General features: G+C 70.0%; 11 protein-coding genes. 4 read left to right on the plus strand and 7 right to left on the minus strand.

Annotated elements, in window-relative coordinates; translation table 11 throughout:
* Positions 1–3 precede the first annotated feature (3 nt).
* The gene (locus ACIPY8_RS10900) at positions 4–129 is read left to right on the plus strand and encodes a hypothetical protein (protein WP_268768105.1); all 126 of its coding nucleotides are present in this window, start codon (positions 4–6) and stop codon (positions 127–129) included.
* Positions 130–208: 79 nt separating this feature from the next.
* Complete coding sequence (gene gndA / locus ACIPY8_RS10905) at positions 209–1,663, plus strand: NADP-dependent phosphogluconate dehydrogenase (protein WP_400817937.1); 1,455 nt, start codon at positions 209–211, stop codon at positions 1,661–1,663.
* Between the two features lie 55 nt (positions 1,664–1,718).
* On the opposite strand, the gene ACIPY8_RS10910 is transcribed toward gndA, so the two are convergent.
* Both ACIPY8_RS10910 and ACIPY8_RS10915 read right to left on the minus strand, forming a co-directional pair.
* The gene (locus ACIPY8_RS10910; RefSeq protein ID WP_400817939.1) at positions 1,719–2,444 is read right to left on the minus strand and encodes an ABC transporter ATP-binding protein; all 726 of its coding nucleotides are present in this window, start codon (positions 2,442–2,444) and stop codon (positions 1,719–1,721) included.
* Between the two features lie 32 nt (positions 2,445–2,476).
* A complete protein-coding gene (locus ACIPY8_RS10915) occupies positions 2,477–3,946 on the minus strand; it encodes an ABC transporter permease (RefSeq protein WP_400817941.1) in 1,470 nt (489 codons plus the stop codon).
* Between the two features lie 174 nt (positions 3,947–4,120).
* On the opposite strand from ACIPY8_RS10915, the gene ACIPY8_RS10920 reads away from it, so the two are divergent.
* Together ACIPY8_RS10920 and ACIPY8_RS10925 are read left to right on the plus strand one after the other, a co-directional pair.
* Positions 4,121–4,849, plus strand: coding sequence for a response regulator transcription factor (locus ACIPY8_RS10920; RefSeq protein WP_400817943.1), 729 nt, complete (start codon positions 4,121–4,123; stop codon positions 4,847–4,849).
* Positions 4,850–4,875: 26 nt separating this feature from the next.
* Positions 4,876–6,351: a sensor histidine kinase gene (locus tag ACIPY8_RS10925; RefSeq protein ID WP_400817945.1), complete on the plus strand. Its 1,476-nt coding sequence runs from the start codon at positions 4,876–4,878 to the stop codon at positions 6,349–6,351.
* A gap of 149 nt (positions 6,352–6,500) precedes the next feature.
* On the opposite strand, the gene ACIPY8_RS10930 is transcribed toward ACIPY8_RS10925, so the two are convergent.
* The 5 genes from ACIPY8_RS10930 to ACIPY8_RS10950 all read right to left on the minus strand — a co-directional run bounded on the left by ACIPY8_RS10930 (position 6,501) and on the right by ACIPY8_RS10950 (position 11,696).
* On the minus strand, positions 6,501–7,337 hold the full coding sequence (locus ACIPY8_RS10930) for an endonuclease domain-containing protein (protein WP_400817947.1): 837 nt from the start codon (positions 7,335–7,337) through the stop codon (positions 6,501–6,503).
* A gap of 238 nt (positions 7,338–7,575) precedes the next feature.
* Positions 7,576–9,150, minus strand: a complete 1,575-nt coding sequence (locus ACIPY8_RS10935) for an FAD-dependent oxidoreductase (RefSeq protein WP_400817949.1) — start codon at positions 9,148–9,150, stop codon at positions 7,576–7,578.
* Between the two features lie 46 nt (positions 9,151–9,196).
* Entirely contained in the window at positions 9,197–10,054 is an 858-nt protein-coding gene (locus ACIPY8_RS10940; RefSeq protein WP_400817951.1) for an FAD:protein FMN transferase, read from the minus strand.
* Between the two features lie 18 nt (positions 10,055–10,072).
* The gene (locus ACIPY8_RS10945; protein ID WP_400817953.1) at positions 10,073–10,543 is read right to left on the minus strand and encodes an FMN-binding protein; all 471 of its coding nucleotides are present in this window, start codon (positions 10,541–10,543) and stop codon (positions 10,073–10,075) included.
* Positions 10,544–10,661: 118 nt separating this feature from the next.
* Positions 10,662–11,696 (minus strand): ribose-phosphate diphosphokinase, encoded by a 1,035-nt coding sequence (locus ACIPY8_RS10950; RefSeq protein ID WP_400817955.1) that lies wholly within the window; start codon positions 11,694–11,696, stop codon positions 10,662–10,664.
* Positions 11,697–11,702: the final 6 nt, after the last annotated feature.

Consider the following 11,702-nt stretch of genomic DNA (forward strand, 5'->3'; position numbering starts at 1 on the left):
CTCATGCTCGACGGCGCCCTCTTCTCCCACGTGATCGCCTGGGTCATCGGCGCGATGACCGTGTGCGCTGCCGTCACGACGTTCGCGGCGCTCTTCTCGCTCGGCCGCTCCGGGTACCGCAAGGACTGACGGCGACACACGCGCGGCTCATCGGCTCCCGCCGCGATAATCTGGAGGCATCCCAACCTTCACGATCGAGGAGCCTTCTGTGCCCGAAGCATCAGCCAACATCGGAGTCGTCGGACTCGCCGTCATGGGTTCGAACCTCGCCCGCAACCTCGCCAGCCGCGAGGGCAACACGGTGGCGATCTTCAACCGCTCCTACGAGAAGACCGAGAACCTGGTCTCCGCACACCCCGAGGCCGGCTTCCTCCCCGCGAGCACCTACCAGGAGTTCGCCGACAGCCTGCAGAAGCCGCGCACCGCGATCATCATGGTCAAGGCCGGCCGCCCCACGGATGCCGTGATCGACTCGCTGCTCGAGGTCTTCGAGCCCGGCGACATCATCGTCGACGGCGGCAACGCCTATTTCCCCGACACGATCCGCCGCGAGAAGGCCGTCCGCGAGACGGGCGTGAACTTCGTCGGCGCCGGGATCTCCGGTGGTGAGGAGGGCGCCCTCACCGGCCCCTCGATCATGCCCGGCGGCTCCGACGAGTCGTGGGTCACGCTCGGCCCGATCCTCAAGTCCATCGCCGCGGTCGCCGAGGGCGAGCCCTGCGTCACCCACGTCGGCCACGACGGAGCCGGCCACTTCGTGAAGATGGTCCACAACGGCATCGAGTACGCCGACATGCAGCTCATCGCCGAGGCCTACGACCTCATCCGCCGCGGCACCGGCAAGACCCCCGCCGAGATCGCCGACATCTTCGCCGAGTGGAACCGCGGCGAGCTCGAGTCGTACCTCATCGAGATCACCGCCGAGGTGCTCCGTCAGATCGACGCCGCCACCGGCCAGCCCCTCGTCGACGTCATCGTCGACCAGGCCGGCGCCAAGGGCACGGGCGCGTGGACCGTGCAGACCGCTCTGTCGCTGGGCGTCCCGGTCTCGGGCATCGCCGAGGCCACCTTCGCCCGCTCTCTTTCCAGCCACCCCGAGCAGCGCGCCGTCGCCGCCGCCCTCCCCGGTCCCGACGACGCGTTCACGGTCGCGGCCGAGGACGTCGACGCGTTCATCGAGGACGTGCGCCTCGCGCTCTACGCCTCGAAGATCGTCGCCTACTCGCAGGGCTTCGACGAGATCCGTGCCGGCGCCGCCGAGTACGACTGGAACATCGACCTCGGCGCGATCAGCAAGATCTGGCGCGGCGGCTGCATCATCCGCGCCCAGTTCCTCAACCGCATCGCCGACGCCTACGCCGCCGAGCCCGGCCTGCCCGTGCTCATGACCGCGCCGTACTTCGCCGAGGCCCTCACCCGCGGCCAGGCCGCCTGGCGCCGCGTCGTCGTCACCGCGGCGCAGTCCGGCATCCCCGCCCCGGCGTTCTCGTCGTCCCTGTCGTACTACGACGGCATCCGCGCCGACCGCCTCCCCGCCGCACTCGTGCAGGGCCAGCGCGACTTCTTCGGCGCGCACACCTACAAGCGCATCGACAAGGACGGCACCTTCCACACCCAGTGGTCGGGTGACCGCACCGAGATCGAGGCCGAAGACACGCACTGAGCATCGATTGCTGAGATGGAGGCCCCGGCTGTTGCAGCCGGGGCCTCCATCGTCCTCACCGGGTGATGTCCTGCACGACGCCCTTCGAGAGACGCAGCCGCCTGGTCGCGCGACGGGCGACGGCGGAGTCGTGCGTGACGACGATCATCGTGATCCCCTCGGCGCAGAGCCCCTCGAGAAGGGTGAGGATCTCGTCGCGCATGCTCTCGTCGAGGTTACCGGTGGGCTCGTCCGCGAGGAGCACCCGCGGCCGCTTCACGATCGCGCGGGCGATGGCCACGCGCTGCTGCTGCCCGCCCGAGAGCTCGGTCGGCAGGTGGTCGCCCCGGTCGGCGAGCCCGACGTGGGCGAGCGCCTCGGCGACGCGGGTCCTGCGCTCCGTTCTGTCCAGCGACAGCGGCTCGAGCGCCATGTCGACGTTCTCGGCGGCCGTGAGCGTGGGGATCAGGTTGAACCCCTGGAACACGAAGCCGATCTCCTCGGAGCGGATCCGGGTGAGCTCGCGGGCGGATGCCGAGGCGAGTTCGATGTCGCCGAGACGCAATGAACCCGACGAGGGCTTGTCGAGGGCTCCGAGCAACTGCAGCAGAGTCGACTTTCCTCCCCCGGTCGGCCCCTGGATCGTCACGAACTCCCCGGCGTGGATGCTGAGGTCCACCCCTGTGAGGGCCTTCACGATCCTCCCCTTCTGCGTGTAGGTACGTGTGACGTCCTGCGCGCGGTACAACGGCTGCTCGGCGTCCGTGGGTGTGGTCGCCGTGACGACGTCTGCGATGGTCATGTGTGTCTCCTTGTCTGTCTGGGGTGCGACCGTCACGCGACGGACCGCAGTGCTTCTGCGGGGCTGAGTCGGGCGGCGCGCCAGCCTCCGAACGCTCCGGCGACGAGCCCGCCGAGCACGGCGAGGCCGACTGCCGCCACGAGCACCCAGAGGCTGAACGGCGCCTGCAGCACGATGTCTGCGGCCTGCGACGTCTGGAACATGCCCCTGCCTCCGCCCGCGGGACCGCCGGACATGCCGCCGGGTCCCCCGCCGTCAGCGCCGACCGCGGCCGACCCGGCGACGGTCGGCTTCACCAGGTTGATGACCACGATGCCGATGACACCGAGCACCAGCCCCACGGCTCCGCCGATCAGGCCCTGCACCATCGACTCGCCGGCCACCTGGCGCACCACCCGGCCGTTCGACCAGCCGATCGCCTTGAGCGTGCCGAACTCACGCGTGCGTCGCGAGACGCCGGACAGCGTGAGCAGCACCGAGAGGAGAACCGCCACGGCGAGCACGATGATCGACAACCACGTGCCGAGGTTCGTGATGAGCGACGTCGCGCTCGACAGCGAGCCGGACACGGTCGAGGCGAGCTCGGACTGCGAGGTGATGGTCGCGTCGGGCAGCTCGTCGGTGAGCGCGGTCTGGACCGCGTCGATCGAGGATGCCGATTCGGCCTGCACGTACACGGTGGAGATCACGTCGCCCGCGCCGGACAGCTCCTGCGCGGTGTCGAGGGGAAGGTAGACGTTCGCCGCGGTGTCGGCGGAGCCCGAGGTGGATGCCACGATCCCGACGACCTCGACGCCGGAGCCCGCCACGTCGATCGTGTCGCCTACCCCGATCTCGTTCGTGCTCGCGTACGTCGCGTCGACGAGAGCGACGAGCGCTCCGCCGTCGTCGCTGTCGAGTGCGCGTCCGTCGCTCACCTCGACCGAGGCGAGCGGGCCGACCGACGTCGCGGCGGGATCGATGCCGAGCACGGTGAACGAGTCGACCCCGAAGGAGCCGCCGCCTCCATCCCCGCCCTGCGGAGGCGCCTGCCCCTCGGTCGGCACGGTGCCCTCGGCATCCGCCTCTCCGCCGAAGCCGCCGCTCGGCAGCTCCCCGGAGAAAGTCGAGTTCGTGAGGCTGAGCGCGGCGGTCGACGCCGTGACCCCCTCGGTCGAGGCGACGGTGTCGAGCACCGAGGCCGCGAGCGTGCCGCGCATGACGTCGGTGCGCAGCGTCGACTGGCTGAGCGTGGTGGTGTCGCCATCGGTCGTGCCGTCGTCGGAGCCGAAGTCGAAACGCTGGCCTCCTCCCTGCCCCGGCTCGGCCGCCGCACCGGTGACGGTGAGGTCCGTGCCGACACCGTAGACCGACGCGAGAGCCTGTGCCTGCGCGTCTCTCACTCCGGCGGTGAGCGCGTTGACGATGATGACCAGGGCGATGGCGATCGCGAGTCCTATCGCGACGATCGCCGTCTGCTTCTTGCGACCCGCCAGTTCGCGCCGCAGATATGTGCCGTACATGTGTCTCCTTCCGCCGCGCCGTTCGCGGACCGATCACGACGATATGAACCGGTTATTTGCGTGATCGAGGTGGAGGTGATGGAAGATCTATGCCGATCGTCGCCGCATCCGTTTCACAGCGCACCCATAGTGATTTCCATAGAAATCGCATAGGAGATTCCGCAGAATGGGGGCATGACCAACGACCTGCCCGAACTGCGCCGCCCCGACGGCTCTCCGCTGCGCATCCTCGCCGTCGACGACGAGCAGATGCTCACGGACCTGCTGGCCATGGCCCTCCGGATGGAGGGGTGGGAGGTGCGGACCGCGTCCTCCGGCCTCGAGGCGCTGCAGGTCGCCCGCGAGTTCGAGCCCGACGCGCTCGTGCTCGATATCATGATGCCCGACCTCGACGGGATGTCCGTGCTGCGGCGTCTTCGTGAGGCCGGCAACCTCGTGCCCGTGCTGTTCCTCACCGCGAAGGATGCCGTGGGCGACCGGGTCGCCGGACTCACCGCCGGCGGCGACGACTACGTCACCAAGCCGTTCAGCCTCGAGGAGGTCATCGCGCGCCTGCGGGCCATCATCCGCCGGACCGGCCACGCCACCGCGGACGACGGGCAGTCGATCCTCCGTGTCGCCGACCTCACGCTCAACGAGGACAGCCACGAGGTCGTGCGCGACGGCACCGAGATCGAGCTCACCGCGACCGAGTTCGAACTGCTCCGGTACCTGATGCGCAACGAGCGCCGCGTGCTGTCGAAGGCGCAGATCCTCGATCGCGTGTGGAGCTACGACTTCGGCGGCAAGTCCTCCGTGGTCGAGCTGTACATCTCGTACCTGCGGAAGAAGATCGACGCGGGGCGCGCCCCCCTGCTGCACACCGTCCGAGGCGTCGGATACATGATCAAGGCGCCTCAGTGAGCGCCACGAGGGTGGCGGGACGGCCGATGAGTCTGCAGACACGGCTGATGACCGCCGTGATCGGATTCGTGTCCCTCATCCTCGTGATCGTCGCGGTCATCACGAGCGCGACTCTGGGGGCGACCCTCGAGCGTCAGCTCGACGAGAAGATCGGCCAGTACGCGACACAGCTGTCGTACATCGTCGACGACTTCCCCTCGAACATCGCGACCGCGGAGGATGTCCTCGCGGGCAAGACCGCCCAGGAACCCGGCCTGCTCTTCGCCGTCTCGAATCAGGCGGGAACCAGCGGCGTCGTGCTCAACAACCCGGGCAACGCCGTCGGTTCCGGTCCCGACACGCTCACCTCTACCCAACTGGCGCAGATCGAATCCGCGCTGCACGGCGCGCGCAACGCCACGGTGGCGATCGACGGTGTCGGCTCGTACCGCGTGGTCGTGGTCACCGCACCGCGCACCGGCGCGACGATCGTCGCCGGTCTCCCCCGCGACGAGATCCAGAACCAGCTCACGACGCTCCTGACGGTCATCGTGCTCGCGACCCTCGGCGGCCTCATCCTGCTCGCGCTCACCACCGCGATCACCATCAGGGTGAGTCTGAGACCGCTGCGGGCCGTGGCCGCGACGGCGACACGCGTCGCGAACCAGCAGCTGGACCGCGGCGAGGTGCAGATCACCGAGCGCGTCCCCGCCTCCGAGGCCGACCCGCGCACCGAGACCGGCCTGGTGGGAGCATCCCTCAACAAGCTCCTCGACCACGTGAACTCCTCGCTGGCTGCTCGGCAGAAGAACGAGGAGCGGATGCGGCGATTCGTCGCCGACGCGAGCCACGAGCTCCGCACGCCCCTGGCGTCGATCCGCGGATACTCCGAACTGTCGCTGCGGGCCCTGAGCCAGCAGCAGGGTCCCGCGGCGATCGAGGGCACCACGACGTCGCTCGAGCGCATCCAGGCGCAGTCGCTCCGCATGACCAGACTCGTCGAGGATCTGCTGCTGCTCGCGCGACTCGACGAGGGCCGCGAGCTCGTGTACGGCACCGTCGACCTCACCCAGCTCGCTCTGGAGGGGCTCTCGGACGCTCGTCCCACCGCGGTCGACCACCGCTGGAGCATCGACGTACCCGACGAGCCGATCGTCGTCCTCGGCGACGCCGGCCGCATGCACCAGGTCGTCGCGAACCTGCTCGCCAACGCCCGCACGCACACGCCCGCCGGGACCGAGATCACCCTCAGCGTGAGCCGTGAGGGCGACGACGCGGTGCTGCGCGTGCACGACGACGGGCCGGGGATCGACCCCAGCGTGCGCGACGAGCTCTTCGCCCGGTTCGCCCGCGCCGACACCTCGCGTGCACGGCAGACCGGCGGCACGGGCCTCGGCCTCGCGATCGCCAAGGCCATCGTCGAGGGACACGGCGGACGGATCACCGTGCAGAGCGAACCCGGCGACACCACGTTCACGGTGCGCATCCCCGTCACCCCCGGTGCCCCCGCCGCGGAGGACTGAGTCCCGCGCTCCGGCGTTCTGTTCCTTCGCCCTAAGCCGTCTGCAGGACCCGGGCACGGATGCAGGGCGGACCCGGCCGTTTCGACGGGCTGGGCGCGCCGCAATCCTGCAGGCGGACTACGACGAAGGCACGACCGACGTGACGATCGTCACAGGCGGTCGGAGAGTCGCGCGAGGGCACCTCGGATCGCCGACTCCACGATCGGCCAGTCGTGCACGACCATCGCGTAATCGAACCGGAGCGTCTCGAAGCCGAGTGCCGACGCCGCCGCATCGCGCCGCAGATCGCGATGGCGGCTCCGCGGAGAGCTGTGATGCTCGGCACCGTCTGTCTCCAAGATCAGAAGACCCGCGATCACGAAGTCGACGCGACCGACCGTGGCGATCTCGACCTGGCACTCCCGAGTGATGCCGGCGAGATGCAGTCGAAGTCGAAGCAGCGACTCCAAACCGCTCCCGGAATCGCTGCGGGCGAGATCCACCAGCCACTGCGCCGTCGCGGGGAGGCGGCGACGGATGCGGTCCCGGCCGGCGGCTCGGATCTTGCGCAACGAGAGCGCGGACTCCAGGGCGGCGAAGAAGACCTCGGCGCCCTCGCACGCGTAGACGTGGACGAGGGCGTCCTCCAACGGCGCCAGACCGAGCACCGTCCTGCCGGCGAAGAAGTGTCCGACGCAGTCGCAGTCCGTATGCGGATGGGCACGCCCGTGCGCTCCCAGCCACACGTGCGGCGCCGTCCCTCTCTCCAGCACCCAGACGCCGTGCAGGCGCAACGCGCGTGAGCACGTCAGCGCCCCGCCGTGCACCGCGGCGGTGATCATGTCGGGATCGTCCTGTGGGAGGGCGAACACGCCGGCACGGAGGCGGACGATCGTCCCGGCGCGGACAGCCGAAGACAGGGTCCCTCGGGTCAGCCCGTACCGATGGAGCAGCGTCCCTCGGGCGATCTCGCCGTGGTGGAGGAGGATGGTGGCGGCGTCGAGCATCCGCTCATCCTGACGTGCGGCCGTCTGCTGCCGCCGTTCTCCACTCGGGTGTGGACAGTATGCGATCCCGGCGGCTCGGGAGGCGAAGTCGCGGTCGCCGCTGCTGTCCGCCTGCAGGACTCCCGCACGAGTGCAGGACGGTTCACGTGGAAACGCCGGGGGAACCGGGGCGCGGTCCTGCGGACGGCACGCCCCGGGCACGAGGCACGAGGCACGAGGCACGAGGCGGGGGTCGGATTCAGTACCCGGCGAACGCGTCGGTCGTGAGCGATCGGGCCTTCTGGAGCGCCGGAGCGAGGTCGGCGATCAGGCGCGGCGGCCCGGAGATGTACGCGTGGCGCAGGCTCAGGTCGGGCACGCAGCGTTCCAGACCCTCGGCGTCGAGGCGCACGCCCCGGGCCCAGGTCCAGTGCGCGGGCAGATCGGCCGGCTCGTCGCGGGTGAACACCACGACGCGTGCTCCCGTCGCCGCGAGCTCATCACGGAACGCCAGCTCGCTGCTGTCGGAGGCCACGTACACCAAGACGACGTCGCGCTGCTGCCCCGCGCTCTGCAGCTGGCGCAGCTGCGACACGAAGGGGGTGACGCCGATTCCTGCCGCGACCATGAGCACGGGCGTCTCCGCGCGCGGCAGCAGGAAGTCGCCCCAGGTGCCGGTGACCGCGAGGGTCGCTCCCGGTTCGGCGGCGGCGAGGGCGCGCTTGTAGCTCGACGGATGCTTCTGGTCGCCGTCCTTGTAGGCGATGCGCAGCGTCGGCAGGTCGGCGGGTGCGGAGACGATGCTGAACTCTCGGCGGGTGCCCCGAGCGTCGGGCTTGTGGTGCGGCACGTCGAGCTCCAAGTACTGCCCCGGGAGGAACCGCACCTTCCCCCGCGCGCGGAACGTGAGCTCCTGCGCGGTCGGCGTGATGAAGCGGCGGTTCTCGAGCACGAGGCGCACCGAGCCGCGCAGGGCGAAGGCGAACGCGAGGAGGTTGCCGATCAGCAGCGCACGCTCCTGACCGAGCGTGAACAGCGATCCGATCGCGATCGGCCAGCCGGCGAGCACGCCGACGAGCGCCGCCACGGAGAACTGCTGCCAGCGCCGAGGCGGCATCGTCAGTGGCTCCGAGAGCATGAACGCGCCGAGGAACAGGAACGGCGACTGCAGCACGGCGAAGGAGAGCGCGGATCCGAGGTCGAACGCGAGATCGAACTGCTGTGCCTGCACGGCCTGGCGCAGCACGGATACGGCGATCGCGATCACGAGGAAGGTCAGCACGATGCGCACCTTCTCCGTGCGCCAGAGGATCGCGAGGCCGAGGACCGCCACCGGGACGAACAGGGACGGCGTGCCGACCCACCACGACGACGAGGTGCCGAGCCACTCGAACGCCCCGAACGAGCCGAGGATCGACACGACGGCGGCGCCGAACGCTGCGGGATTGAGGATGTGGCGGCCGCGCCAGGCGATCAGGTACTTGGAGAGGCTCGCGAGGGCGCCTGCGATCGCAAGGCCCAGCAGCGTGGAGGGCTCGAGCCCAGGACGCAGCACGAACAGGAGGATGAGCGCGGTCACGAGGGACGACTCGATGCGCCACGGGAGGCGCAGCACACGCTGGGCCGCGGCATCCACGGCGGAGATGACGACAGCCAGCACCACGAACGACACGAGGATCTCGAGCGGGGTCGGCGACACGATCACGCCGAGCGCGGAGAGGACGATCGCGATGACCGCGAGCGCCGTCAGCGCGAACAGGACCAGACGGTACATCGAGATGCCGCCGAGGAGCGCGAGAACGCGCTGGCGGAGGGCGGTGATGGAGGTGATCACGGGTCTACTCTTCCCTAGTTCGGGTCGGTGGAGGCGGGAATCCGCGCTAGGCGCCAGCGGTGAACAGCTCGACCGGACAGCCGGGTGAGCGTTCGGCGCGACCGTCGGTCGACATCCGCACCCACTCGACGCCCCACTGCGCGGCGAGCTCCGGTCCGCCGTCGAAGAACAGGGCCGTGGCGACGGCATCCGCGTGCATCGCGTCCGTGCCGACAGCCCACGTCGCCGCCCAGGTGCGGACCGGGATGCCGGTGCGTGCGTCGAGCACGTGGTGGAGTCCGTCGCCCCACGCGCGTCGGTTGACAGCCGATGCGCACAGGGCGGCATCCTGCACCTCCGCCACCCCGATCGCCTTGGTCGCGTCATAGGGATGCTCGAGTCCGATGCGCACGGCGCCGCCCCTCACCCGGATGTCCCCGCCCGCGTCGACGACGAGGTCGCCGGGGACGTCCGCGAGCTCCGCGGCCACGAGGTCGACGAGCCGCCCCTTGCCGAGCGCCCCCACATCGAGGAGGGCGGGAGCGGATGCCGACGCCTCTCCGTCCGTCCACGCGACGATGTCGGTCCAGCGGGCATCCGCCGCCACGGGCTCCCCCGCGACCAGCGAGTAGTCCGCGTCGTAGCCGAGCGCGACGAGGCTGCCCGCGACGAGCGGGTTCACCGCACCGCGCGTCGCGTCGGATGCGAAGCGGTACGCGTCGAGCATGGGCGCCGCATCCGGTGAGAGCATCGTCCCGCCCGCGCGCCCGATCCGTGTCACGTCCGAGTCGGCGCGGAAACGCGACCACTCCCGGTCGAAGCGTTCGATCACCGCATCCACGCGGCCACGCGCGTCGGCGCCGAGCTCGTGGGCGCTCTCGATCTCCCAGACGGTGCCGATCGCGTCGAAGCGCCAGATCGCCATGGTCGCGGGGCTCCCGGATCAGGCCGCGGCCTGCTCCTTGATCGATTCGACGGCCTGGTTGAATCCGCCGCTCGTGAGCGAGGATCCGGCGACGCGGCTCACGTTCAGGTCGTCGAGCGACTTGCCCACGACCTCGTCCGAGATGCCCTCGATGAACTGCCCCTGGTACTGCTCGGTCTCCCGCGCCTGCGGGTCACCCGTGACCTCGACGTCCTCGACGACGCCGTCGGCGATCGTCAGCGTGACGGAGATCTGCTCGACCGTCTCGGGGGTCTGGTACGAGCCGTCGGCGGTGTATGTGCCGTCCTTGTAGTCGCCGCCCGTCGTGCCGGAGTCGGACGACTGCGTGCTCGTGTCGGTGCCGGAGCCCTCGCTCGCGGGCGACTCGGCGTCGGCGTTGCCCGAGCATCCGGCGAGCACCAGGAGCCCGGCGACGCCGAGGATGGCGGAGCCCTTGCGGACAGTGGTCGGTACGGTCGTGCGGATCATGATGGTCCTCCGGCTGTGTCGAGACGACTGTATGTCGATGAATCGACCGTAGGGATCCTGGCTATGGACGGGCTGTGCTCGAGGTAAGCGTCACCTAAGCACGCCGCCGCGGCGGCCGCTACGCGTCGCCGCCGAACATGCTCGTGACCGAGCCGTCCTCGAAGACCTCGTGGATCGCACGGGCCAGCAGCGGGGCGATCGGGAGGATCGTGAGGTTGTCCCAGCGGCGAGACTCCGTGAGCGGGATCGTGTCGGTGATGACGACCTCGTCGATCGAGGCGTCCTGCAGGCGCTCGGAGGCCGGGTCGCTGAAGATCGCATGGGTCGCGGCGACGATGACGCGGTGCGCGCCGTTCGCCTTGAGGGCCTGCGCCGCCTTGACGATCGTGCCGCCCGTATCGATCATGTCGTCGACGAGGAGGCAGGTGCGCCCCTCGACGGCGCCGACGATCTCGTGCACGGACACCTGGTTCGCGACCTTGGGGTCGCGACGCTTGTGGATGATCGCGAGCGGGGCGCCGAGGCTGTCGGACCAGGTGTCGGCGACGCGGACGCGGCCCATGTCGGGCGACACGACCGTGAGGATCTCGCGGTCGGCGGGGCTCAGGGTGCGCTGGAAGTGCTCGAGGAGCACGGGCTTCGCGAACAGGTGGTCGACGGGGCCGTCGAAGAAGCCCTGGATCTGCGCGGCGTGCAGGTCGACGCTCATGACGCGGTCGGCGCCGGCGGTCTTGAGCAGGTCGGCCACGAGGCGGGCGCTGATCGGCTCGCGGCCGCGGCCCTTCTTGTCCTGGCGCGAATACGGATAGTACGGCGCGACGACCGTGATGCGCTTGGCGGACGCGCGCTTGGCGGCGTCGATCATGATGAGCGTCTCCATGAGCCACTCGTTGACCGGTTCGCCGAACGTCTGGATGAGGAACAGGTCGCAGCCGCGGATCGACACCTCGAAGCGGGCGTAGATCTCCCCCGACGCGAACGTGCGGTGCTCGGTGGGCACGACCTCGGTGCCGAGAGCCGCCGCGACGGCCGCGGTGAGCTCGGGATGCGAGCGCCCGCCCGCGACGACGAGCCGCTTCTTGGTCTTGGCGACGAGACCCGGGGCGATGCCGTTGTCCCGATCCAGATCGACCGTCTTCTTCTTGCGCGCCATCAGTCC

The sequence above is a fragment of the Microbacterium sp. NPDC089696 genome (assembly GCF_044749125.1).
Taxonomy (GTDB): Bacteria; Actinomycetota; Actinomycetes; order Actinomycetales; family Microbacteriaceae; genus Microbacterium.

What these genes read in the sequence shown, in the direction of transcription:
- ACIPY8_RS10900 (WP_268768105.1), top strand. Translation starts at nt 4, where the DNA reads ATGCTCGACGGCGCCCTCTTCTCCCACGTGATCGCCTGGGTCATCGGC.
- ACIPY8_RS10910 (WP_400817939.1), bottom strand. Translation starts at nt 2,444, where the DNA reads ATGACCATCGCAGACGTCGTCACGGCGACCACACCCACGGACGCCGAG.
- ACIPY8_RS10915 (WP_400817941.1), bottom strand. Translation starts at nt 3,946, where the DNA reads ATGTACGGCACATATCTGCGGCGCGAACTGGCGGGTCGCAAGAAGCAG.
- ACIPY8_RS10920 (WP_400817943.1), top strand. Translation starts at nt 4,121, where the DNA reads ATGACCAACGACCTGCCCGAACTGCGCCGCCCCGACGGCTCTCCGCTG.
- ACIPY8_RS10925 (WP_400817945.1), top strand. Translation starts at nt 4,876, where the DNA reads ATGAGTCTGCAGACACGGCTGATGACCGCCGTGATCGGATTCGTGTCC.
- ACIPY8_RS10930 (WP_400817947.1), bottom strand. Translation starts at nt 7,337, where the DNA reads ATGCTCGACGCCGCCACCATCCTCCTCCACCACGGCGAGATCGCCCGA.
- ACIPY8_RS10940 (WP_400817951.1), bottom strand. Translation starts at nt 10,054, where the DNA reads ATGGCGATCTGGCGCTTCGACGCGATCGGCACCGTCTGGGAGATCGAG.
- ACIPY8_RS10945 (WP_400817953.1), bottom strand. Translation starts at nt 10,543, where the DNA reads ATGATCCGCACGACCGTACCGACCACTGTCCGCAAGGGCTCCGCCATC.
- ACIPY8_RS10950 (WP_400817955.1), bottom strand. Translation starts at nt 11,696, where the DNA reads ATGGCGCGCAAGAAGAAGACGGTCGATCTGGATCGGGACAACGGCATC.